The organism is Hominibacterium faecale, from assembly GCF_020734085.1.
GTDB lineage: Bacteria > Bacillota > Clostridia > Peptostreptococcales > Anaerovoracaceae > Hominibacterium > Hominibacterium faecale.
The window spans coordinates 206,875-230,749 of record NZ_JAJAGH010000010.1 but is presented as its reverse complement, the minus strand read 5'-3'; the positions used below and the strand labels follow the sequence as shown (position 1 = coordinate 230,749).

The window sequence follows — 23,875 nt, the reverse complement described above, 5'->3', positions numbered from 1 at the left end:
CGAGGGCAAAAGGGTTCATACCATTTTTTTTACAGACTATTTTTTTGTGATAAGAAGAGACCGACAAAACTTTTTAACGATCAATGTATCTTTTTACGACGAAGAGTTCGTAAAAAACAGGAGCGGTTTTGTCAATCATGCTATCCGCTCCTGTTTTCTTCTTTATAATTATTGCAGTTTCATGCTTCTGATTCTTGATCTAAATTTCTACATTCCAGCTTTCCGCCGCATTGGCACCGGTACTGGCTGAGATTTGTAATCAGTTTTGATCTCTTTTGTCTGTAGAATTTCTTGCTGCATTTTTTACAAACAATTACATATCGATATCTAATTGTTTTATCTGGTTTTGCCAGTCCCAGCTCTTCGTAAGACGCTGTTGTCTTTATCTGATACCCGTAAGTCCGGTTCATTTTATAAGCATAGGCTTTCCACACTCTTCCATGATTATTACAACCATAACAGGTATGGAGAACTTCATGGGCCAAAATACTTCTTACCTTTTTCTCATCTATTTCCAACAGAGCGTTTCCAATTTCAATGACAAACACAGGATCCTGAAAACGTTTGTCTTTCATGCAAGCAGCAAATCTGCTTTTCGCTCTTTTGTTGATGCGGATTTTAGGGTCGATTTGCTTACTGATCGGTATGTTTAAATGATGGCATTCCTTTATCACCTCTTGCAAGCATTTTTCAATTTCATGTATTTTCATATTGTTTCACGTGAAACGATTATTCCTATTGAAGTGATTTCAATAGCTCAATCAATCTTTCCAATTCATCTCTGCTGTAATATTCAATTTCAATTTTTCCTTTTCGTCCACTTTGATTAAGGCTTACTTTTGTTCCCATGATATGTTTCAGGTCTTCTTCTACCCGTTTCACATCCGCACTCTTCTCTGCTTTTCTTCTTGGATTTTTCTTTTTTGAAGAATGCTGTTCTTTAATCAGCCTTTCAACTTCTCTGACAGACAGTTCTTCTTTAATCACATATTCGGCAAGCTGTATTTGTCTTTCCCGGTCACCAATTCCAGCAATCGCTCTGGCGTGTCCGGTTGTAAGCTTTCCCTCGGAAACCATGTCTCTCACTTCCTGGGGAAGCTTTAGCAGACGAAGAGAGTTGGTTATGTAAGGTCTGCTTTTACCAACGCTTTTGGATACTTCCTCCTGGGTCATACCAAAGGAACTGATCATTTGATTAAGACCCTCCGCTTCTTCGATGGGATTTAGATCTTCTCTCTGCATGTTCTCAATAATTGCCACCAGCATATTTTGCTCATCGGTCAGCTCTTTAATCATGCAGGGTATTTCTTTCAGACCCGCTTTCCTGCATGCCCTCCAGCGTCTTTCACCAGCAACGATTTCATAACCTTTTTTCGCCTGGCGAAGAATAACCGGTTGAATTAACCCATGTTCTTTTATGGAATTGGCCAGCTCCTGCAATTTTACATCATCAAAAACTTTTCTTGGCTGATTTTCATTGGGTTTAATATCGTTAATGTCTATAAATTCAATCCCCTGTGCCCTTATCTCATCTGCCTTTTCGCTGTTTATTTTTTTTGTATCGATTTCTGAGGTGCTGAATAATGCATCCAGTCCTTTGCCCAGCCCTCTGTTCTTTGCCGCCGCCATTACTGTTCATCCTCCAGACTTAAAAACTCATCAGCAAATTCCTGATAAGCCTGGGCTCCAGCTGATTTTGGATCGTACTGCATAATTGGCATTCCATAGCTTGGAGCTTCAGCAAGTCTTACATTCCTTGGAATTACAGTGGTATAGACCTTTTCCTTAAAGTATTTTTTTACTTCTTCCACTACTTGAACAGATAAATTTGTCCGTCCGTCGAACATACTGAGGATTACGCCCTGGATCTCCAAATTTGGATTCATATTTTTCTTAACAATTTCGATTGTACTCATCAGCTGACTTACGCCTTCAAGGGCATAGAATTCACACTGAATAGGAATCAAAACCGAATCAACTGCTGTCAACGAATTAATAGTCAGAAGTCCCAGTGAGGGTGGACAATCAATAAATATATAGTCATAGTCAGGCTTTATCTGATCCAATGCATGTTTCAGCCTTTTTTCCCTTCCCTGGAGCTGAATCAGCTCTACCTCTGCTCCTGCCAGCTGCACGCTGGCAGGAATGATATCTAAATTTTGTACCTCAGTCTGAATAATCGCCGATGTTGGATCTATATGATCTTCTACTAAAATTTCATAAGAAGTATTACCTAGTTCTTTCTTGGATAATCCAATTCCGCTAGTAGTGTTTCCCTGCGGATCAATATCCAAAATTAATACTTTTTTCCCCTTTAATGCCAGACACGCTGCCAGGTTAATGTTCGTTGTCGTTTTTCCTACGCCGCCCTTCTGGTTGAATATTGCAATTGCCTTTCCCAAATTAGTTCCTCCTTTTTAAAACATAAGCAATTTTTTCGCATAATTTGATTATATACCATAGGGCTTTTTTTTACTATACTTTTTACATAAAAAAAAGGAATGTTTCACGTGAAACATTCCTTTATTGGTTAACTACCTGTTTCTGTTTTGGAGTGTTTTTAGGTATGGTTATTTTTACTTCATAATATTCCCCTTTATCTTCCTGCGTATATTTGGCTCCCTGCTCTACTTGAAAGATTTCATTAAATGTTTTTCTAATCGTATTAAGATACAATTTATAACTAATATATCTTATTTTATTTTGCTTGCGTTTTTCCTCCTGCTGCTTTTCCAAGACATCTTCAATTAATTTTTCACTTTGCCTTACATTAAGGCCATGCGAAACGATACGGTCAATGACCATTCTCCTGGTTTCATCATCAGGTATTTTCAGCAAAGCTCTGGCGTGACGTTCGGTCAGGCGATTGGCAATCAATGCTTTCTGTATATCCTCCGGCAGGCTTAACAGCCTGATTTTATTGGAAATAGTCGACTGCTTTTTTCCGACCCGCTCTGCCAATTCCCCCTGAGTAAGTTCGAACTCTTCCATCAATCGATTGTATGCCTGCGCCTCTTCCATATAACCTAAATTTTCACGCTGTACATTTTCCACTAAAGCGATAATAGCAGCATCCTTATCATCCGCTTCGCGGACAATAGCAGGTATTTTGGTCAGTCCGGCCATCCCAGCTGCCCGCAGTCTCCGCTCGCCTGCTATTACTATGTAAGACCCGTTATTGTTTCTTTTCAAAATAATCGGTTGTATAACACCGTATTCTTTAATGGAGTCTCTCAATTCAAGAAGCTCTTCTTCTCCAAATATTTTTCTCGGCTGTTCCGGATTGGCAAAGATTAAATCGATAGGAATCTCGGTCACTTTTTTGATCAGCATATATGTCTCCCTCCTTGTCCCAGTTTTATCTTAGCAGGAGTTATACACTGGGAAAAGGGTTTTCTTTCAACAAAAAACCCCTAAATTTTCTATTTTAGGGGGTCTTTCGATGGAGTTCCCGCTTTTCTCGGATATTTCGAAGGGGTATCGCCCGTCTTTTCTATAAAAATAATCTTATGTTCTAAATTAAAATTGGACAGCTTCGCATGCTCTTCTCTCCGAATCTTTCCTCCCAGCATACGCAGGGCATTTGCAGATTCCTTGATTTCCTCATCCGTATTTGGTCCTTTATAAGCTAGGAACCACCCGCCTCTTCTTATAAAAGGAAGACAGTATTCAGATAGAGTCGCCATATTGGCTACGGCCCGGGAAACACAAAGATCGTATTTCTGTCTGTGGTTTTTATTGCGGGCCAACTCCTCCGCCCTTCCATGAATAGCCGTAACGTTATCGATCTCCAATTCTCCGCAAAGTTCCTTAATAATTTTGATCCGTTTGTTGAGAGAATCGATGAGAACGAATTTTTTATCGGGAGCTGCAAGTGCTAAAGGAATCCCGGGAAATCCGCCGCCCGTTCCCACATCGATAATCAGCTCGGCGTTTTGAAATTCTTTATAAATAACAGAAAGCAGGGAATCAATATAATGCTTTTGTATAAATTGAGAAGGTTCGGTTATGGAGGTTAGATTTACAGCCTCATTCCACTTTAAAATACCTTCCATATATGTTTCATACTTTTTCAAAAGTATATCGTCATAATTAATCTTTAATTCTTCGAAAGCCTTTACAAGTTGTTTCATGATTTTTTCCTTCTCATCTTCTCCAAATGAATCAGCAGCACATTGATATCCGCCGGGGATACGCCGGAAATTCTCGACGCCTGTCCCAGAGAAACCGGCCTGAATTGATTGAGTTTCTGGCGGGCTTCGATTCTCAGGCCTTCCACCTGTTCGTAGTCAAAATTGCTGTCCAGCTTTTTATCTTCCAATTTTTTAAACCGCTGAATCTGCTGTTCCTGCTTGCCAATATACCCCTCGTATTTAATCTGAACCTCCAGCTGGTTCCTCGCATGATTGGAAAGTTCCGGTCTTTCAGGATCAACCGCGCTGAGACTTTCATAGGTAACTTGAGGACGCTTCATCAGTTCCAAAAGAGAGATCTTTGTTTTAACCGGCGTACTTCCTAAATTTTCCAAAACAAGATTAATTTCTTCTGGCGCTGCCATCGCATGTGCCAATCTCTTTTTTTCCTCCTCAACGATTTCTTTTTTCTCTAAAAATCTTTGATATCTGGTTTTCGAAGCCAATCCCAGGGCGTAAGCCTTCTCCGTCAAACGGAGATCTGCGTTGTCTTGCCTGAGAACCAGCCTATATTCCGCTCTGCTGGTCATAATTCTGTAAGGTTCATTAGTACCTTTTGTCACTAAATCGTCGATTAGAACGCCAATATAAGCCTCGCTTCTGTCGAGAATAAAAGAATTTTGTCTGTCAATTTTTAACACTGCGTTAATTCCGGCCATCAAACCCTGCGCCGCTGCTTCCTCATAGCCGGAGCTTCCATTAAATTGACCAGCGCAAAATAAATATTCAATTTGCCTGTTTTCTAAATTTAATTTTAAATCCAACGGATCAATACAATCATATTCGATTGCATAAGCTGGCCTTACGATTTCAAGGTTTTCTAAACCAGGTATTGTCTTATAAAATTGTTCTTGTACATCTTCAGGAAGGCTTGACGACATTCCTTGTATATACATCTCATCTGTAGTAAGGCCCTCCGGTTCGATAAAAAGCTGATGTCTTTTTTTATCAGCAAAGCGGTTAACCTTGTCTTCGATGGATGGACAATATCTGGGACCCACCCCTTCAATCTGACCGCCGAACAGCGCTGACCGATGAAAATTATTTCGAATGACCGTATGGGTTTCCTCATTGGTATAAGTCAGCCAGCAGGAAATCTGTTCTCCCTGCAGCTCATCATTTAAAAAGGAAAATGGGACGATTTGTTCATCTCCCGTCTGCTCCGTCATTTTATCGTAATTCAAGCTTTTCCCCAAAGCTCTGGCCGGTGTGCCCGTTTTGAATCTGCGCATGGGAAGTCCATATTTTCGCAGCTGATCGCCCAGCTCCATGGATGGTGCCAGGCCGTTAGGCCCGCTGTCAAAAGCACTCTCACCGATAAAAATCTTTCCCTTGAGAAAGGTACCGGTAGCCAAAATGACCGCTTTTGCCCGATAGACAGAATTGGTCTTTAAAACCACGCCGCAGGCCTTTCCATCCTCGATCACCAGATCAACCACTTCTCCCTGCTTCAAGTCCAAACCTTCCTGCAGCTCTAGCGTCCTTTTCATTTCTTCATGATAGCGGTTTTTGTCCGCCTGGGCCCGCAGGGAATGAACGGCAGGTCCTTTCGCAGTATTGAGCATTTTGCTTTGGATGAAGGTTTTATCAATATTGATTCCCATTTCACCCCCAAGAGCATCGATTTCACGGACCAAATGCCCCTTACCCGTACCTCCAATGGAAGGGTTACAGGCCATCATGGCCACAGCTTCAAGATTAATGGAAAGGATCAACGTCTTTTTTCCCATGCGGGCGCTGGCCAGCGCTGCTTCACATCCGGCGTGGCCCGCTCCTACTACAATCACATCATATTCACCCATTAAAAATTGTGCCATTTTCTTTCCCCTATTTACCTAAACAAAATCTTGAAAAAACTTCATTTATAATATCATCGGAAACCGTTTCTCCAATAATTTCGCCTAACCATTCATACGCATTTTTCAGATCAACTTCAATAAAGTCCAACGCCTCCCTTTCCAAGGTCATATGTCTGGCATCGGCGAGCGCGTCTTTTGCCTTTTCTAAAAGTTCTTTATGTCTGACATTGGTCACCATCAGACTTTCATTCTGCTTAACTTCTCCGCTGTAAACCATGTCCAGAATAACCTGCTCGATTTCCTCGATCCCCACTTTTTTAAGCAAAGAAGTTTCCACTACCGAAGCATTGGGCATCACGGTTTCAACTTTCTCTCTGTTCCACGACTTTCCAAGATCGATTTTGTTGATGAGAACCACTGCCCTGCGATCTCCGATATATTGAATGATTTCCTGGTCTTCCTGGGAGATCTCCCGGCTGCTGTCCATGACAAAAATGATGAGATCCGCCTCATTGAAGGTTTTTTTGCTCTTTTCGATACCCATCTTTTCAATAGTATCATCGGTCTTCCGAATTCCAGCAGTATCGGTCAGCCTCACCGGTATATTTTTTATACTTACAACTTCTTCGATGGTATCTCTTGTTGTTCCTGGAATATCCGTTACAATCGCCCGCGTCTCTTTAAGTAATTCATTCATCAAAGAAGACTTTCCCACATTGGGTTTTCCGATGATGGCAACATTAAGACCTTCTCTTATAATCCTGCCTGTATCAGCTGTAACCAGTAGTTTTTCAATCATATCGTTTATTTGCGATATTTCGATTTCCAATTCCTCGTAGGTCATCTCCTCGATATCTTCATCAGGATAATCGATATTAACCGTTACATTTACCAGAAGATCCAACAGGGCCTTTCGAATATGAATTACCTTTTGGGAAAGCTGTCCGTCCAATTGTCCCAGCGCCACATCGAAGGTTTTATCCGTCTTTGCCCGTATCAGATCGATGACTGCCTCTGCCTGTGAAAGATCCAATCGTCCGTTCAAAAAAGCTCTCTTTGTGAATTCTCCCGGCTCAGCCATACGGGCTCCCTGCCGCAGAACCAGCTCCAACGTTTTTCGAAGGGAAACCATGCTTCCATGGCAATGGATTTCCGCCACATCTTCCTTCGTATAAGTGTACGGTTCTTTCATGAAGACAGCCAATACCTCATCAATTTTTTGGCCGCTTTTGGGATCTTCCACATATCCATATGTCAATTTACGATTTATGATCCCGCTTCTGGCCGGTATAAAGACTTTTTCCAGGATTTCAAAGGTTTTGGGACCGCTGATCCTGACAATGCCGATCCCTCCTTCTCCATATGCAGTTGCAATAGCAGCAATTGTCTCTTCCATATTTCATCCTTTCAACGAAAAGACCCGCAAACAGCGGGTCACTCTCATCTTATTTTGTCAGCTCAATGATAACCCTTCTGTACGGTTCTTCACCTTCGCTTTTCGTCGTTACATTGGGGTTTCCCTGAAGAGTGGCATGGATCACCTTTCTTTCATAAGGATTCATCGGTTCCAGCCTAACGCTCTTCTTGGTTCTTACAACTTTTTCAGCAAGTCTGTTGGCAAGCTGCTCCAGCGTCTTTTCTCTTTTGGATCGATAGTTTTCCGCATCGACTACAACCCGGATATACTTCTCGTTTTCTTTGTTAACGACCAGGCTGGTCAGATACTGGATCGCATCCAGAGTTTGTCCCCTTTTTCCAATGACCGTACCGGAATCCTTGCCCTTCATATTAACATAAACACTATTATCTCCAGTCTTTGCCGTAATGTTCAGAGTCAGTCCCATTTTTTCAGTCGTTTCTCTGAGAAATTCAAGTGCCGGATGTTCTTCCACTACAGTCAGTTCTTCTTCCGGCTCTCTTGGAATAACTGGCTTTTTTCTTTCTCTCTTTTTCTTTTCTTTTTTTCTTTGTTCAGGCCGCTTATCTTCTTTAGTATCCATCTCAACCGGTTCCGATTTGTATTCAGCTTTTACTTCCGGCTCCGGTACAGCTTCTTTCTTCTTAGGTTCCACTCTCACCTTGGCTAGCTTTGAACCGATTCCAAAAAAACCTTTTGAAGGTTCTTCTAAAACAGTCACTTCGACTTCATCTCTTTCAAGCTTTAAATCAATCAGGGCCAATTTGACCGCTTCTTCAACGTCCGTACCCCATTTTTCTGAAAAATCCATATTCATGTTCCTCCATATATAAACGAAAGGATTCAGTTATTTTTTCTTTTTTTTCTTCGCTTCTTCTTTCATTTTCTTTCTGACTGACTTCAGATGTAAATTAAAGAAGATCTGCATTACCTGTCCTAGAGCCCAGTAAACCGCCAGGCCTGCAGGAAAGGATCTGCCCATCCATACAATCATGATCGGAAAAATGTATTTCATCATCTTCATCATGCCGTTCATCTGAGCCGCTGCTCCGGTATCGTCCGATTGCTGCTGATTCAAAGAAAATGCGATAAAGGTTGCAATACCCGCTAAAATCGGCAGGATCCATTTATCCGGCTGACTGAGGTCCATGATCCACAGAAATTTTTCGTGTACTGCGAATAACATGCTGTCATCGTTCATGTAAGTCATCGGAGTTCTGAGCAATGCAAAGAGACCCATGATGATCGGCATCTGAATGAGCATCGGTAGACAACCGCCCATCGGATTGAACTTCTCTTCCTTGTACATCTCCGCCATCTTTATATTTAAAGTTTCCTTATCGTTGGCATATTTCCTCTGAAGCGCCTGCATCTTAGGCTGCACTTCCGACATTCTGGCCATGGATTTTGTCTGTTTTATATACAGCGGGTAAAGACATAGTTTTACTATAATCGTAAAAACAATGATCGTAATCCCGTAGTTATCAATAAATCCATATAAAAAACTAAGTAACCAGCCAAGAGGTTTTGCTATTACTCCTAATATTGTGTACATTCATTTCCTCCACTATTTTAAAGGGTCGTAACCTCCCGGGTTGAAGGGATGACACTTTAAAATTCTTTTGATTCCAAGATAACTGCCTTTGAAAAATCCATACTTTTCCAATGCCTGAATAAAATAGGTGGAACACGTTGGGTAAAACCTGCAAGTAGGTGGAAATAAAGGGGATATAAATTTTTGATAACCCTTTATCAAGAGAATCAATAGTTTTCTCAAAGCATCACCTTCTTATTTTTTCAAAATACCTGCTCTCCTGGTTGCGGCTTCAATTGATTTTTTCACATCCGCATATTTCGAATTAATAATTGTCTTTCGCGCTATAAAGATTATGTCGTATCCTATAGCCAGCTGTTCTTGAATCGTTTTGTAACTCTCTTTCATAAGCCTTCTGGCTCTGTTTCTCGTTACACTGTTTCCTACTTTTTTGCTTGCTAAAAAAGCGATTCTGGTATAGGGGAGATTATTTTTTCTGTAAAAAACAACAACAAAACGATCTCCCACAGACTTTCCCTTTTTATAGATGGAAGAAAAATCGCCGTTTCTTCTTAATATTTCTTTTTTTAGCATAGCTTAACTTTCTCTGTGTTAAAGGGCATTTATCCGTTCATGCGGCGGGGCCGCAGATCCATAACCCTTGAAGTAGACAAAAAGACCACGCTTGCGGTCTCTATGCTGATAACACTTTTCTTCCTCTTGCTCTTCTTCTCTTTAAAACATTTCTACCGTTTTTCGTCTTCATTCTTTTTCTAAAGCCGTGTTCTTTTTTTCTCTGCCTTGTCTTAGGCTGATAAGTCATTTTCATTTTCAAAACACCTCCTTACTATTATTTAATTCCATATGTTTCATCATCCGTATAAAGCATGTACATATGCCTTACCATTATACCTTTGAGCCAGTGTCATGTCAATTCTTTTATCCTTGTTTTAATTCGATGTGCTTGATATTTTTGGAGAAGAATCAAGATCTAGTTGCATCTGTGAAAACTTTGCACAATTTTGTCCACAACTAGTGGATAACTTCCTCAAATTTTATTTTTTCAACAAAAAAAATTTTACATTTGCCTGTGGATAACTTTTTTGTTATGATAGTGCTATCACAAAAATAGCAAAAAAGCGGATAAAAGAAAAGGGTAAGTATCACAATGAAAGATATGAACGCAATTTGGGAAGAAATGTTAAGGCTCTTTGAGCTGGAACTTACCGGTGTAAGTTATAGAACCTGGTTCCTTCCTCTTATACCAAAAGAAATCAACGAAGAATTAAAGCTATTTTATCTGGAGACGCCCGACAGCTTTTCACAAAGAGTCCTGGAAACCAGGTATATTGAGAACCTTCAAAAAAAAGCAGAAACGGTTATAAAAGAACCGTATCGGGTCGTCATACAGTTGAAACCCGATGAAAGTGAAGATGAAATTGAAGAGAAAAAGATAAAAGAAAATCCGAAAAAAATCCTCAAGGATGAATTTTATTTCAATCCACGTTACAATTTTGAAAACTTCGTTGTAGGCAATAATAACAAATATGCCCACGCAGCAGCCCTGGCCGTTGCCGATGCTCCATCCATGGCCTATAATCCCCTGTTCATATACGGCGGTTCCGGTCTTGGAAAAACCCATTTAATGCATGCCATCGGCCACTACATAATGGAAAATCATCCTGAAAAAAAGGTACTCTATGTTTCATCGGAAATGTTCACCAACGAATTGATCAAATCACTGGAGGACCGCAAGCGGATTCGCGCTTTCAAACAAAAATACAGAAACATCGATGTTTTGCTGATTGATGATATCCAGTTTATCGAAGGAAAAGAAGCTACGCAGGAAGAATTTTTTCATACCTTCAATACGCTCTATGATCTCAACAAGCAAATTATCATTTCCAGCGACCGAGCGCCCAACAAGCTGGTCAACTTGGAAGACCGGCTTACATCGAGATTTCAATGGAACATGATCGCTGATATTCAGCCTCCAGACTATGAAACCCGAGTGGCCATTCTTAGAAAAAAGGCAGAATTGGAAAACGTAGATCTGGACGACGACCTCTTTGAAGTCATTGGCTTGATCGCGGAAAAAATTAAGTTTAATATTCGGGAGTTGGAAGGCGCATTTACCAGGATCACCAGTTTTTCAACGCTTTTAAATGAAAAGATCACCGTTAAGTTTGCTAGAAACATCCTCAAAGATATTTTATCGGCCAGCGACTTTAATATTTCTTGTGAATCGATAAAAAAGACAGTCTGCAAAAAGTTTAATATTAAAATCGCCGATATTGAATCCGCCAAAAGAACCCGAAACCTGGCCTATCCAAGACAAATTGCCATGTATTTGTGCAGAGAACTGACAGAAACTTCACTGCCCAAAGTTGGAGAAGCTTTTGGCGGAAGAGATCACACCACCGTCATCCACGCTTATGAAAAAATTGCCGCGGAAGTAAAGACAAGCCAAGAAACAGCTGATATTATTGATGAGCTCAAAGACGAATTAAACGGAAAATAAACTGACAAGATATGCACATACCAACTGAACAAAAAAAACAGGTTACAAACAATTTTTGACGAACAAATTTCGTTCAAAAATGAAAGCGCAAATCAGTTATCAACAGTATCAACAGCCCCTATTACTACTATTACTATAAATATATATAAAGAGAATAAAGGTCTTTTGGATCCTTTTGGAGGTAAAACTATGAAATTCACATGCAGCCAGCAATCATTATCAAAAGCTTTAAATACAGTTTCAAAAGCAGTGACTTCGAGAACAACAATTCCCATTTTAAAAGGAATTTTATTAAAAGCTTCATCGGACGGTACTTTGACACTCTCTGCATCTGATCTGGATTTGAGTATTGAAAAGAAAATTGATGTTAACGTGGAAGAAGAAGGATCGATTGTTGTCCTTTCAAAGCTATTCAGTGACATTATCCGCAAACTTCCCAATGAGGATATACTTATTGAAGAAAAAGAAAACAACAATGTTCTTATTAAAACAGCATCTTCAGAATTTACAATCGTAGGACTTGCTGCCGACGAATTTCCAAATATCAGTGAGCTGGAAGGACAACCAGAGACCTTATCCTTTGATAAAGAAATTTTTAAAGATATGGTAAGAAAAACCTCCTTTGCCGCCAGCATTGATGAATCAAAGGGAATTATTGTAGGCGTTTTATTGGAAATTGAACCGGATACAGTTAATATGGTTGCACTTGATGGCTTCCGTATGGCTGTTGCAAGAGAACCTATGAAGAGTGCGGAAAGCACAAAGATCGTCGTCGCCGCTAAAATCCTCAATGAAATCAATAAAATTGTTTCGGAAGCAGAAGATGAAGGTGATATTCAAATTATGCTCAGCAATAAAAAGGCCGTCATACTGGTAGAAACCACTAAAATTGTCATTCGGCTACTGGAAGGCGAATTTATCAAATACAAAGATATTATTCCGACTCAGAATCAGACAAAAGTGGAAGTGGGAAGGGCCGTTCTGCTGGAAAGCATTGAGCGTGCATCTCTATTGGCTAAGGAAGGAAAGAATAATTTAATAAAATTGACCATAAAGAATAATCTTCTTACGATCACCTCCAGATCGGAAGAAGGGAATGTGAAGGAAGAAATCGTTATGGAGAAAACAGGAGAGGATTTGGAAATCGGATTTAATTCCAAATATGTAATCGATGTTTTAAAAGCAGTCAGCGATGAACAAGTTCTCATGGAGTTCAATACCAGTACAACCCCTTGTCTGGTAAAACCTTTGATTGGAAATACATTCGAATATCTGATTCTTCCAGTAAGAATAGCATCAAACTACTAATTATGTATATTAAAGAAATACAGCTGAAAGATTTTCGGAATTATGAGCAGCTAACAGCAGAATTTCATAAAAACGTAAATATTTTCCTTGGGCAGAATGCCCAGGGAAAAACCAATTTATTGGAGAGTATTTATATAACATCTATGGGAAAGTCTTTTCGAACCAACAAAGATCGAGAAATGATCCGGTTTGGAGAAGACTTTTTTCGGGTTCGGGTAAAAGCATTTAAAGAAGAGGAGCTGGTGGTAGATATAGCGGTAAACCAGGAAGGAAAAAAGGGCATTAAAATCGACGGTGCCAAGGCTAGAAAAATGTCTCAGCTTTTAGAGCAGATTTATATCGTTATTTTTTCACCAGAAGATCTGAGGATCGTTAAGGATGAGCCTGAAAAAAGAAGAAAATTCATCGATCGGGAACTGTGCCAAATAAAGCCTTCTTACTACGATAATCTTAATCGTTATAAAAAAGCGCTGCTTCAAAGAAATGCTTACTTGAAAGAGCCGCTCATTGATGAGGGCGTTTTGGAGATTTGGGATGCAGAGCTGGCCCAGTACGGCAGCCGAATCATTGCTCAGAGGAATGAATTCATAAAAAAACTCAGCAAAATCAGCAGTCAAATCCACCAGGGAATCACCAATCACAAAGAATGTCTGGAAATTTTTTATGAACCCAGCATTCAGACTTGTGAAAATCAAAAACAAATTTTTATTGAAGAGCTCCAAAAATGCAGAAGGCGCGATATTAGGAACCGTACGACAGGGAAAGGTCCACACAAAGACGATCTTCAGCTAAAAGCAAACGGCATCGATATACGGAATTTCGGATCGCAAGGCCAGCAGCGGACAGCGGCTCTTTCTCTCAAACTATCGGAAATCCGTCTGATTCGAGAAGAGACTGGCGAAAATCCAATTCTTTTATTGGATGATGTTCTTTCTGAGTTGGATCAGGAACGGCAGAACTTTTTGATCCGGTCTTTGAGCGACACGCAGATCTTTATTACCACCACCGAAATTTCCCGTCAGGCTATCCAATCCCTGGGGGAAATCCGCTATTTTAACATAGAAAACGGAAAAATAATTTCTTAAATACTATTCTAAAAGAAATTTATTAGTCTCAGACGCTTTAAATGAGCCTTATAGCTTGATAAAACAAGATTATAATAAAAAAACATCAAAACGCACTTAAACTTGTAAATGGTGCGTTTTTGTTGTATAATGATATATCTATGGAATTTGACAGATTCTGAAATCAAAAGATAAAGAGGTGAAGCGATTAATGAGCGCAGATGTAAAGCAGCAGCAATACAATGCTGAACAGATTCAAGTGCTTGAAGGATTAGAGCCGGTCCGCAAAAGGCCGGGAATGTATATAGGCAGTACCGGACCAAGGGGCCTGCATCATCTGGTCTACGAAGTGGTGGACAACAGTGTGGACGAAGCCCTGGCAGGCTATTGCACGACAATCAATATAACCATTCAAAAAGATAATTCGATCATGGTTGAAGATGACGGCAGAGGCATGCCGGTAGACAAGCACCCAAAACTGGGAATTCCTGCTGTGGAAGTCATTCATACGGTCCTCCATGCCGGCGGAAAGTTCGGCGGAGGCGGATATAAGGTTTCCGGAGGTCTTCACGGCGTAGGAGCATCGGTTGTCAACGCACTTTCAACCCACATGGAAGTGGAAATACGCAGAAATGGAAAAGTTTATAAACAGACTTACGAAAGAGGAAAGACCACATCTCCCCTGACAGAGATCGGAAATTCGAGAAAGACAGGATCAAAGACTACTTTCTGGCCGGATCCTGAGATCTTTGATGAAACGGAATACGACTACGGCACATTGGAACACCGCCTTAGGGAAATGGCCTTTCTCAATAAAGGAATCAAAATTACCCTAAAAGACGAACGGGAAGGACAGAAAAAAGAAGAGGTATTCCACTATGAGGGCGGAATCCGGGAATTTGTAAAACATCAGAATCAGAATAAAGAAGCGCTTCACCAGGATATCGTTTATTTTGAAGTAAAGAAAAAGGATATGGAAGTTGAAATCGCCATGCAGTATACGGATCGATACAATGAGCTGATTCTATCCTATGCCAATAATATCAATACTACTGAGGGCGGTACCCACATGGTGGGATTTAAGACAGCCCTGACAAGGGTATTCAACGACTATGCCAGAAAAAATAAATTTTTGAAAGAAAATGATGACTCGCTTTCCGGCGAAGACGTAAGGGAAGGACTGACGGCCATCATCTCAGTTAAGCTGACCAATCCCCAGTTCGAAGGGCAGACCAAAACCAAGCTGGGAAACAGTGAGATGAGAGGATTCGTCGAAACTTCCACCAATGAGAACCTGACTGCATTTTTGGAAGAAAATCCGGCTCAGGCGAGAATTATTCTTGATAAATGCCTGCGGGCCGCAAGAGCCAGGGAAGCAGCCAGAAAAGCCAGAGAACTGACGAGAAGAAAAGGCGTTCTTGATGGTATTTCCCTGCCGGGAAAACTGGCCGACTGCTCGGAGAAGGATCCCAGCGTTTCTGAAATCTTTCTGGTAGAGGGAGATTCGGCCGGCGGTACGGCTATTAACGGCCGCGACCGGAAAAGACAAGCGATTCTTCCACTTAGAGGCAAGATCTTAAACGTTGAAAAAGCAAGGCTGGATAAGATTTTGAACTCTGATGAAATTAAAAATATGATTACCGCCTTCGGCTGCGGAATCGGAGATGACTTTAACCTTGAAAAACTCAGGTATCATAAGATTATTATTATGACCGATGCCGATGTGGACGGCGCCCATATCCGGACGCTGCTTTTGACCTTCTTCTATCGGTATATGACACCGCTCATAGAAGGCGGCTATGTTTACGCTGCCCAGCCTCCTCTTTTCCAGGTAAAGAAGGGAAAAGAAGTTCACTACACTTATTCAGATGCGGAGCAGGAAAAGCTGCTGGCGTCCATCGCCGAAAAACCTGGAAAAGCAGAAGTTCAGAGATATAAAGGTCTGGGTGAAATGGATGAAAACCAGCTATGGGATACGACCATGAACTTTGAAACCAGAACCTTGGTTCAAATTACGCTGGATGATGTGGCAGCGGCCGATGATATCTTCACCACGCTGATGGGAGACAAGGTTCCGCCGAGAAGAAAGTTTATCGAGGAACATGCAACCTATGCAAATCTGGATATTTAGAAAACAGGGGGTAACAAGTGGCAAATTTAATTGAGGATCAGAAACTGATCCAACATGAGATATACAAGGAAATGAAAGACTCCTACATCGACTATGCCATGAGCGTAATCGTTGGAAGAGCCCTTCCTGATGTGCGGGATGGACTGAAGCCCGTTCACAGGAGAATTTTATACGGAATGAGCGGACTGGGCGTAACACCGGACAAGCCATACAAGAAATCAGCTCGTATTGTCGGTGAAGTAATGGGTAAATACCATCCTCACGGGGACAGTTCCATTTACGATGCTATGGTAAGGCTGGCGCAGCCCTTTTCCACAAGATACATGCTGGTGGACGGCCACGGAAACTTTGGTTCCGTAGACGGTCACGGCGCAGCTGCCATGCGTTATACAGAGGCAAGGATGACGCCTTTCGCCCTGCAGATGCTGCGGGATATTGACAAAGAAACGGTTGACTTTATGCCCAACTTCGATGAGGAAGAGAAAGAACCAGTGGTTCTTCCTTCTAGAATTCCCAACCTGCTGGTCAACGGCAGCAACGGTATCGCGGTTGGCATGGCGACCTCTATTCCGCCCCATAACCTGGGAGAAGTCATCGATGCTGCGGTAAAGATGATTGAAGATAAAGATTGTACCATTGACGATCTGATTCAAATTGTCAAGGGACCGGACTTCCCGACAGGCGCCATGATTATGGGAAAGAACAATATCAAAAATGCCTATCGCACCGGACAGGGAAAAGTTATTGTACGTTCAAAGACGGAGATTGAAGAGACTACCCGCGGCAGATCCCAGATCATTGTGACCGAGATTCCTTATCAGGTTAACAAAGCCAGACTGATTGAAAAGATTGCCGAGCTGGTTAAGGATAAACGGGTGGACGGAATTTCCGACATCCGCGACGAATCTTCCAGCAGAGAAGGTATGAGAATCGTCATCGAACTGAAAAAAGATGCCAATCCTCAGATTACCCTCAATCGGCTGTTCAAGCATACCCAGCTGCAGGAAAGCTATAGTATGATCATGATCGCTCTTGTCAGGGGCGAACCAAAGATTCTCAATCTGTACGAGATTCTGTATGAATACCTGAAGCATCAGTTCGATGTGGTAACCAGAAGAACAAAATATGATCTTAAAAAGGCGGAGGCAAGAGCCCATATCTTGGAAGGTCTGCGCATTGCCTTGGATAACATCGATGAGATCATAAGAATCATCCGTTCCAGTTACAACGATGCCAGAGAAAAATTGATGGAGCGTTTTGGCCTTTCAGAAATACAGGCTCAAGCGATTCTTGATATGAGACTGGCCCGTCTGCAAGGTTTGGAACGGGAAAAAATTGAAGAAGAATACGCGGAACTGCAAAAGCGCATTACCTATTACAAAGCGCTGCTGGCGGACGATGACAAGATGATGAATGTTATCCGCGAAGAACTTTTAGAGATCAAGGAAAAATATAAAGATAAGAGAAGAACCAAGATTACAGCCAATGCGACGGAAATTGACGAAGAAGATCTGATTCAGGAAAAGCAGGTTGCTGTTACCTTGACCCACCTGGGTTATCTCAAGCGTATACCGGCGGACACTTATAAAACTCAGAGAAGAGGCGGCAAAGGAATTACCGGGCTTACCACCAGGGAAAACGATTTTGTAAAAAATCTGATCATGACCTCGACCCACGATTATCTGATGTTCTTTACCAATACGGGAAAAGCGCATAAGATCAAAGCCTACGAAATTCCCGAAGCGACCAGAACGGCCAAGGGCACCCCTGCCGTTAACTTCCTCAATCTGATGCAGAGAGAGCGGATCACAGCTGTGATTCCAATTCAGGAATTTTCCGAAGAAAAATATTTGATTGCAGTAACAAAGAATGGTACCATCAAAAAGACAGCTCTTGCCAACTTTGATACCAATCGTAAAACCGGATTGATTGCCATTAATCTGAAAGAAGACGATCAGCTGGTGGATATCAAACAGACAACGGGAACCGATAATGTAATCATTGTTACCAAACATGGAAAATGCATCTGCTTCTCAGAGGACGATGTAAGACCAATGGGAAGGATCGCAGGAGGCGTTCGTGCAATCAAGCTGGAAGGCGATGACGAAGTCGTTTCCATGGAACTGGTACAGCCGGATCAGCAGCTTTTGGTTGTAACGACTAATGGCTATGGAAAGAGAACGCCGGTTAAAGATTATAAGATTCAGGTAAGAGGCGGAAAAGGCCTGCTGACTTACGATAAGGCCAAGTTTAAAAAGACGGGTGAACTGGTAGGCGCCATGGTGGTCAATGAGGATGATGAGATACTGTTGATTAATTCCGACGGTATTGTAATTCGTATAGAAGCCAAGGAAGTATCTGTTTTGAACAGAGCGACCCAGGGCGTTAAAATTATGAAAGTTGAAGAAGATTCCAATATTATTGCCATGGCAAAGGTGATCAAAGAGGAAGATATAGACGATGAGCCGAAAGAAGAAGGTAAAAAATCAAATGACAGCGGCAGTAGTCAGATTCATATGAAAACAGAATAGGAGAAGCCAAATGGGTGATTTGTTAAAATTCTCAATACCGGGTAAACCCGAATATGTTAAAATAGCCAAGCTGGCTGTTGGGTCCGCCGCGGGAACGGCAAATTTTAATATCGAAGCCATTGAAGACATTGAAATCGCAGTTGGAGAGGCATGTAAGAATATTACATGCCACGGTTTCGATGGTTTCAGCAATTTTTATGAGGTTGAATGTATGATCGAGGAGGATCGGATGATTGTCACAGTTTCTGACAAGTCTTGCGAACATGGTCTCGAAAAGCATAAAAAGCCTTGTCTTGATTGTCCCAATGAAGGCAATCTGGGCGTATATATCATTAAATCACTGATGGATGAAGTAGAAATCGTTAAGGCACAAGACGGAAACAACAGTATTAGAATGGTGAAGAATAGATGCTGAAGGAAGAATTGTTCAACCAATATCAGAGGACAAAAGATCGAACACTGAGAAATGAAATTGTGGAATCTTATCTGTATATGGTAGATATTTTGATTCGAAAATATTTGAACAAGGGTGTGGAATACGATGATCTGTATCAGGTCGGCGCCATGGCCCTGATTGCTGCTGTAGAGAGATTTGATCCGTCCAAGGGATATGAGTTTTCCAGCTTTGCCACGCCGACAATTATCGGGGAGATTAAAAAATATTTCCGCGATAAGGAATGGAGCGTCAAGGTCCCCAGAAGGCTGAAAGAACTTTCAGGAAAAATCCAGTCGGCCAGGGAAGAGCTGTTCAATCAGCTGCAGAGAAATCCGACCATCCCTGAATTGGCCGATTATATCGGTTACTCAGAAGAAGAGGTTCTGCAGGCGATGGAAGGCAGCATGGCTTACAATGCTTATTCCCTTAACCAGACCTTTGATGAGTCGGGAGAAGAAGGAGAATCTTCGGCTCTTGAAAAGTACGCGGCCATTGAAGACGGAGGGTATGACAGGCTGGAATATACGGAAATGATCTCCAAGGTACTCAATGAGCTGAGTGATACCAACAAATATATTTTTAAAGAACGGTTCGTAGAGGATAAATCCCAGGCAGAGATCGCAAAAAGATTGGGCGTTTCACAGATGACGATTTCCCGGGCGGAAAAAAATATTAGAGAGCGCTTTCAGAGAGAAGCGCAATGCTAGGAGGATATGGAGCAAGATGAAAAGAGTCTTTTCGGGCGTGCAGCCCACAGGAAATATTCATATAGGAAATTATTTAGGAGCGCTGAAGCAATTTGTAGAGCTCCAGGAGGAAAACGAATGTATCTATTGCATCGTTGACATGCATTCGATTACCGTACCCCAGGATCCAAAGGAGCTGAGAAAAAACACCCTGGATGTGGCGGCCCTGTATCTGGCCGTTGGGGTAGATCCTTCAAAATCCATCGTTTTCGTTCAGTCCGACGTACCGGGACACTCTGAACTTTCTTGGGTTCTCACGTGCAATTCCTATACTGGAGAGTTGTCCAGAATGACTCAATTTAAAGATAAAAGCAAGGGCAAAGAATCCGCGCCCACAGGGCTGTTTACGTATCCCATTCTAATGGCTGCCGATATTCTTCTTTATGATACGGATATTGTTCCCGTGGGAAATGATCAAAAACAGCACATCGAGCTTTGCCGGGATATCGCAATTCGAATTAATAATAAATATAAAAAGACGTTTGTAGTACCCGATGGAAGATTCTTAAAGGCAGGGGCACGAATCATGGCCCTGGACGATCCTGAAAAGAAAATGAGCAAAAGCGCCGAAAATATCCACAGCAGGATCTCTCTGCTGGATGAGCCTTCCAAGATTAAAAAATCCATTATGAGGGCGACTACCGATTCAGAGGGAAGCATTCGTTTTGACCCGGAAAACAAACCGGGAATTACCAATCTGCTCAACATCTACAGTGTATTTTCCGGCAAGGACATCTCTGAGATTGAAAAAGATTACGACGGCCGGGGATACGGTGACTTTAAAAAGGATCTGGTGGAAGTAACAGTGGATGCCCTTACTCCGATCAAGGAGAGGTTCAACGAAATTCGGAATTCTGAAGAGTTGATAAAAACCTTGAAAGACGGGGCTGAAAGAGCAGGCGTCATTGCGGAAAGAACCATGAAGCGGGTAAAGGATAACTTTGGCCTTGGAATCTGATTGAGGAAAATCGAAAAAGGAGAGCATGCTTATGGCACTTTTAAAATGCCCTGAATGCGGCGAATATGTTTCGGAATTTGCCAGTTCCTGTCCCCACTGCGGTTGTCCCATGTCCGATATTGCCCAGGAAAATCAAATCGATGATCGCAGCTGGGACAACAATCAAACGAAGAGTAACACCAATACGCAGGTTTACAGCCAGAAAGAGCTGGAAGAGGCCATGCAGCAGGCGAGAGCCGGAAGAAGCAGGAGCGGACAGAAGAGAAAGCCGGGTCAGCAGAGGCTGGTAAAAAATTCGGAAAGCGCATTTTCTGGCAAGAAGAAATCGAAAAAGAAAAAGGATGATAAAAGAGGACTGAAAATAGCCCTTATTGTTATTATTGCCATCGTCGTAATCGGAGGAGGTATTGCCTATTATTTTGCGATGGCAGGGCCTTCTAAAGCCAATAAAGATCCATCGGATATGACCGATCATACCGATGTGACCACGCAAGAAACTTATCGCAGTTATGATGAGAAGCAGCCGTCCTCAAAAGAAACGACTAAGAAAAAAGAGACGAAGGCCACGACAAAACCTACAAAATCAACGACACAGAAACAGACCACAAAGCAGTCTACAACGCAGGCTCCTACACAAGCACCGACTGAAGCACCGGATGCACCTGCGAATGAATAAAAGGGGAAGCTTAAGTAAGATCAAAGGGGGAATTAATCATGGCATTAATCAAATGTCCGGAATGCGGCCGCCAGGTCTCGGAATACGCAGAAAATTGTCCGAACTGCGGATGTCCGATGGACCGGGATCTTCCGTATGAGGATGAGTACGAAGATTATGAGGAAAGCGGCTCTGGACGCAATAAGAGAAGCAGCAGCCGTTCTTCTAAAAAGACGGTTAAAAAATCCGCTAGGAGCGGATCCAAGCGGCCAGTGGTACATAAACATGTAAAGAAAAAGACCAGCATCCTGCCGGCAGTACTGGTTATTATCATCGTTTTGCTTTTGGCGGCAGCGGGCGCGTATTACTATTTTTACGTTTATAAGGACAAAGACGACCAAAACGCCCAACCTTCTACCCAACAAACCCAGGAGCAGACCATCGAGCAAACGCAGAAGCCTGCTGAGCCGGAAACTCAGGCTCCGACTGAAAAGCCGACTAAGGAGCCGGCAGAAGAAACAACAGATGGAAACGATGTTCCGGGAGGGGCAGACGCGTAAAAAGGATTATAGGGACTGTCGCATTAGAAAACGAATGCGATGTGCCCTTTTTTCGACCCATTTTGTGAACTGTTGGGAAAGGAGCGGTCCCTTCGGGCCAGGATTCATAAAGGGTGAAAAGCAAAATGATCGCTCGAGCTTGTTTTGGTCTAAGTTTGCGATGATTTTTCATCGCGGGAAGAGAAAATAAGGTAGAAAAGCGATAATTTCCTGCTGTTTTTAGGTGGATTGGCAGCGAAAAAGGCCTAAAATCATCGCTGAAAAGGCTGCTAGGCACAGATCACGATGATTTTCTCCATACGGGGAGGCCGCGCCAGCCTGGCCGATCTTGACCGCTTTGTCTGCCCTGGTCTCGGGCCTTTATTTAACCCTTTATTTTCCCTGGTCATCCTTCAAGCTGTTCTGCAGCTCCCGCAGTTTGGCGATTCCGTCCTTTACTGTTTTTTCAACATCCAGGCACAGCTGTTTTTCTTCTTTCCGGGAAAGTCCCTTGGTTTCTACCCGGGGATGGATCATGACATCGATTCTGGTTCCTTTGAGAATGCCGGTTTCTTCATACATCTTATAGCTTCCAAAGACCGATACCGGAATGATGGGGACTTCCGGCTTGACGGCAAGTTTGAAAGCGCCTCTCTTAAAATCGCCGGGATCAGGCCCTTTGCTCCTGGTTCCCTCGGGAAAGATCATGAGGGAAAAGCCCTGGTTGATCAATTCGATCCCTTCATCGATAGCCTTCAAGGAAGCGCGGGGGTCGTCCCGTTTTATAAGAACGCTTCGTATTCTGCGGATCCACTCGCCGTAGATGGGAATTTTGCCCAGATTATCCTTTGCTACAAATCCGAACTGAATTGTGTTCAGCGAAGCCGTATAAGCGATAATGTCCGCATATCCCTGATGATTGGCGATATAGACAACCGGTCCTTCCTGGGGCAGATTTTCTTCTCCATGGACCACCAGCTCCGAACCGAACATATTGAGAACATCCCTGGACCAAACCGTTTCTGCCATGAGGATGTTGCGGCATTCCCGCTCCACATCTCCTTTTGCTTTCGCGTCCTCAATTTCGCTTTTATATTCATTTAACCTTTTTAATGTGGTATAGAGTTTAAAAAACCCTGGTATGTTTCGTATGATTTTCATATAGCCCTCCTGAATCTTAGTATATCTACTATACCATAATTTTAGAGCCGCGTCGAAAAATTTTCTCAGTATTCAGTTCCATAATTTGGACAAGGACGGCAAAAAAACGTCGTGTATTTTTAAAAGAAACCATATATAATAGGATAGATAAAAGAGGAAGGCGGATGATGAACAATATGTCAAAAAAACAAATGATTCTGATGATTGGCGGACTGGCGGGTTTTCTTATAATCGCCTGTTTTGTCGTGGGCGGAGGGGAGCTTGCCTTTGATACTGTGATCAGAGAGTGGTTCTATTCTTTGAGAAACGATGTTTTGACTCCAATACTTAAGGTCATTACATATATGGGAAACTGGCAGAGCATAACCATTTTGTGCATACTGCTGCTGTTTTTTCGAAAAACCAGAGTTCGTTATGGAATACCGGTTTCCGTGGGCGCCATCACTGTGACAGCCCTCAATAAAGTTATTAAAATCATATTCAAGAGGCCCCGGCCGGATGTGAGCCTGCATCTGATCGATCAGGGAGGATACTCCTTTACAAGCGGCCACTCCATAACCAGCATGGTTGTCTTTGGAATGTTGATTTATCTGGTGAGGCGTTATGTGAAAGATAGGAAAAAGGCCAATCTCTTGACGGTGCTTTTGGCTATACCCTGGATCTTTATCGGCTTGAGCCGCATCTATATGGGTGTTCATTTTCCAACGGATGTTCTGGGAGGCTGGTGTTTGGGGCTGGCTATTTTGATGGTCCTCATCGCCATGGAAGAACGGTATGAAAAAAGAGCAGGACTGCCGCATTAAAGAAGAAAGGTTGTCTATATGAATTAAAAAAATATGAGCATGTATTTTCCTTTTTTTTGTCTTTTTACTTTTATTTCCT

24 protein-coding genes are annotated in these 23,875 nt (G+C 42.2%); 11 read left to right on the top strand and 13 right to left on the bottom strand.

Annotation, left to right across the window (positions count from 1 at the left end; translation table 11 throughout):
- Window positions 1–179: 179 nt before the first annotated feature.
- From LG211_RS15490 to rpmH, 12 genes are all read right to left on the bottom strand, one after another.
- Window positions 180–710: a SprT-like domain-containing protein gene (locus tag LG211_RS15490; RefSeq protein WP_269477933.1), complete on the bottom strand. Its 531-nt coding sequence runs from the start codon at window positions 708–710 to the stop codon at window positions 180–182.
- A gap of 25 nt (window positions 711–735) precedes the next feature.
- Window positions 736–1,629 carry a ParB/RepB/Spo0J family partition protein gene (locus LG211_RS15485; protein ID WP_269477932.1) on the bottom strand — a complete coding sequence of 298 codons (894 nt, stop codon included), beginning with the start codon at window positions 1,627–1,629 and terminating at the stop codon, window positions 736–738.
- The gene (locus LG211_RS15480) at window positions 1,629–2,402 is read right to left on the bottom strand and encodes a ParA family protein (protein WP_148398177.1); all 774 of its coding nucleotides are present in this window, start codon (window positions 2,400–2,402) and stop codon (window positions 1,629–1,631) included. Before LG211_RS15480 ends, LG211_RS15485 begins: the two co-directional genes overlap by 1 nt.
- A gap of 121 nt (window positions 2,403–2,523) precedes the next feature.
- Complete coding sequence (locus LG211_RS15475; protein WP_148398176.1) at window positions 2,524–3,333, bottom strand: ParB/RepB/Spo0J family partition protein; 810 nt, start codon at window positions 3,331–3,333, stop codon at window positions 2,524–2,526.
- Between the two features lie 89 nt (window positions 3,334–3,422).
- Window positions 3,423–4,133, bottom strand: a complete 711-nt coding sequence (gene rsmG, locus LG211_RS15470; protein ID WP_269477931.1) for a 16S rRNA (guanine(527)-N(7))-methyltransferase RsmG — start codon at window positions 4,131–4,133, stop codon at window positions 3,423–3,425.
- A complete protein-coding gene (mnmG, locus tag LG211_RS15465) occupies window positions 4,130–6,010 on the bottom strand; it encodes a tRNA uridine-5-carboxymethylaminomethyl(34) synthesis enzyme MnmG (RefSeq protein ID WP_269477930.1) in 1,881 nt (626 codons plus the stop codon). Before mnmG ends, rsmG begins: the two co-directional genes overlap by 4 nt.
- A 10-nt stretch (window positions 6,011–6,020) precedes the next feature.
- On the bottom strand, window positions 6,021–7,388 hold the full coding sequence (gene mnmE / locus LG211_RS15460; protein ID WP_148398173.1) for a tRNA uridine-5-carboxymethylaminomethyl(34) synthesis GTPase MnmE: 1,368 nt from the start codon (window positions 7,386–7,388) through the stop codon (window positions 6,021–6,023).
- Window positions 7,389–7,437: 49 nt separating this feature from the next.
- Window positions 7,438–8,220, bottom strand: a complete 783-nt coding sequence (gene jag, locus LG211_RS15455; protein WP_269477929.1) for an RNA-binding cell elongation regulator Jag/EloR — start codon at window positions 8,218–8,220, stop codon at window positions 7,438–7,440.
- A 36-nt stretch (window positions 8,221–8,256) separates the two neighbouring features.
- Window positions 8,257–8,964 (bottom strand): YidC/Oxa1 family membrane protein insertase, encoded by a 708-nt coding sequence (locus tag LG211_RS15450; RefSeq protein ID WP_253020714.1) that lies wholly within the window; start codon window positions 8,962–8,964, stop codon window positions 8,257–8,259.
- Window positions 8,965–8,976: 12 nt separating this feature from the next.
- Entirely contained in the window at window positions 8,977–9,186 is a 210-nt protein-coding gene (gene yidD / locus LG211_RS15445; protein WP_148398170.1) for a membrane protein insertion efficiency factor YidD, read from the bottom strand.
- 12 nt (window positions 9,187–9,198) lie between these two features.
- Window positions 9,199–9,537 carry a ribonuclease P protein component gene (gene rnpA, locus LG211_RS15440; RefSeq protein WP_148398169.1) on the bottom strand — a complete coding sequence of 113 codons (339 nt, stop codon included), beginning with the start codon at window positions 9,535–9,537 and terminating at the stop codon, window positions 9,199–9,201.
- Window positions 9,538–9,637: 100 nt separating this feature from the next.
- Window positions 9,638–9,772 (bottom strand): 50S ribosomal protein L34, encoded by a 135-nt coding sequence (gene rpmH, locus LG211_RS15435; protein WP_148398168.1) that lies wholly within the window; start codon window positions 9,770–9,772, stop codon window positions 9,638–9,640.
- Between the two features lie 339 nt (window positions 9,773–10,111).
- Here rpmH and dnaA point away from each other — a divergent pair, with 339 nt between their 5' ends.
- The 10 genes from dnaA to LG211_RS15385 all read left to right on the top strand — a co-directional run bounded on the left by dnaA (window position 10,112) and on the right by LG211_RS15385 (window position 21,853).
- Window positions 10,112–11,464 (top strand): chromosomal replication initiator protein DnaA, encoded by a 1,353-nt coding sequence (gene dnaA / locus LG211_RS15430; RefSeq protein ID WP_253020715.1) that lies wholly within the window; start codon window positions 10,112–10,114, stop codon window positions 11,462–11,464.
- A 189-nt stretch (window positions 11,465–11,653) separates the two neighbouring features.
- Entirely contained in the window at window positions 11,654–12,772 is a 1,119-nt protein-coding gene (gene dnaN, locus LG211_RS15425; protein ID WP_269477928.1) for a DNA polymerase III subunit beta, read from the top strand.
- A 2-nt stretch (window positions 12,773–12,774) separates the two neighbouring features.
- On the top strand, window positions 12,775–13,857 hold the full coding sequence (gene recF / locus LG211_RS15420) for a DNA replication/repair protein RecF (protein WP_148398166.1): 1,083 nt from the start codon (window positions 12,775–12,777) through the stop codon (window positions 13,855–13,857).
- 190 nt (window positions 13,858–14,047) lie between these two features.
- Window positions 14,048–15,967, top strand: a complete 1,920-nt coding sequence (gene gyrB / locus LG211_RS15415) for a DNA topoisomerase (ATP-hydrolyzing) subunit B (protein ID WP_148398165.1) — start codon at window positions 14,048–14,050, stop codon at window positions 15,965–15,967.
- Between the two features lie 17 nt (window positions 15,968–15,984).
- Complete coding sequence (gene gyrA, locus LG211_RS15410) at window positions 15,985–18,498, top strand: DNA gyrase subunit A (RefSeq protein WP_269477927.1); 2,514 nt, start codon at window positions 15,985–15,987, stop codon at window positions 18,496–18,498.
- 10 nt (window positions 18,499–18,508) lie between these two features.
- A complete protein-coding gene (locus LG211_RS15405) occupies window positions 18,509–18,913 on the top strand; it encodes an ATP-binding protein (protein ID WP_148398163.1) in 405 nt (134 codons plus the stop codon).
- Window positions 18,907–19,641, top strand: a complete 735-nt coding sequence (locus LG211_RS15400; RefSeq protein WP_148398162.1) for a SigB/SigF/SigG family RNA polymerase sigma factor — start codon at window positions 18,907–18,909, stop codon at window positions 19,639–19,641. Before LG211_RS15405 ends, LG211_RS15400 begins: the two co-directional genes overlap by 7 nt.
- Before the next feature lie 16 nt (window positions 19,642–19,657).
- Window positions 19,658–20,638, top strand: coding sequence for a tryptophan--tRNA ligase (gene trpS, locus LG211_RS15395; protein ID WP_148398161.1), 981 nt, complete (start codon window positions 19,658–19,660; stop codon window positions 20,636–20,638).
- A 31-nt stretch (window positions 20,639–20,669) separates the two neighbouring features.
- Window positions 20,670–21,314, top strand: a complete 645-nt coding sequence (locus LG211_RS15390) for a zinc ribbon domain-containing protein (protein ID WP_253020718.1) — start codon at window positions 20,670–20,672, stop codon at window positions 21,312–21,314.
- 38 nt (window positions 21,315–21,352) lie between these two features.
- Window positions 21,353–21,853 (top strand): hypothetical protein, encoded by a 501-nt coding sequence (locus LG211_RS15385; protein ID WP_269477926.1) that lies wholly within the window; start codon window positions 21,353–21,355, stop codon window positions 21,851–21,853.
- Window positions 21,854–22,225: 372 nt separating this feature from the next.
- Here the strand turns inward: LG211_RS15385 and LG211_RS15380 are convergent, their stop codons facing one another.
- Window positions 22,226–22,993, bottom strand: a complete 768-nt coding sequence (locus LG211_RS15380) for a lysophospholipid acyltransferase family protein (protein ID WP_253020719.1) — start codon at window positions 22,991–22,993, stop codon at window positions 22,226–22,228.
- A gap of 164 nt (window positions 22,994–23,157) precedes the next feature.
- Between LG211_RS15380 and LG211_RS15375 the strand changes: the two genes are divergently transcribed.
- On the top strand, window positions 23,158–23,796 hold the full coding sequence (locus LG211_RS15375) for a phosphatase PAP2 family protein (RefSeq protein ID WP_148398157.1): 639 nt from the start codon (window positions 23,158–23,160) through the stop codon (window positions 23,794–23,796).
- The last annotated feature ends 79 nt before the right edge of the window (window positions 23,797–23,875 follow it).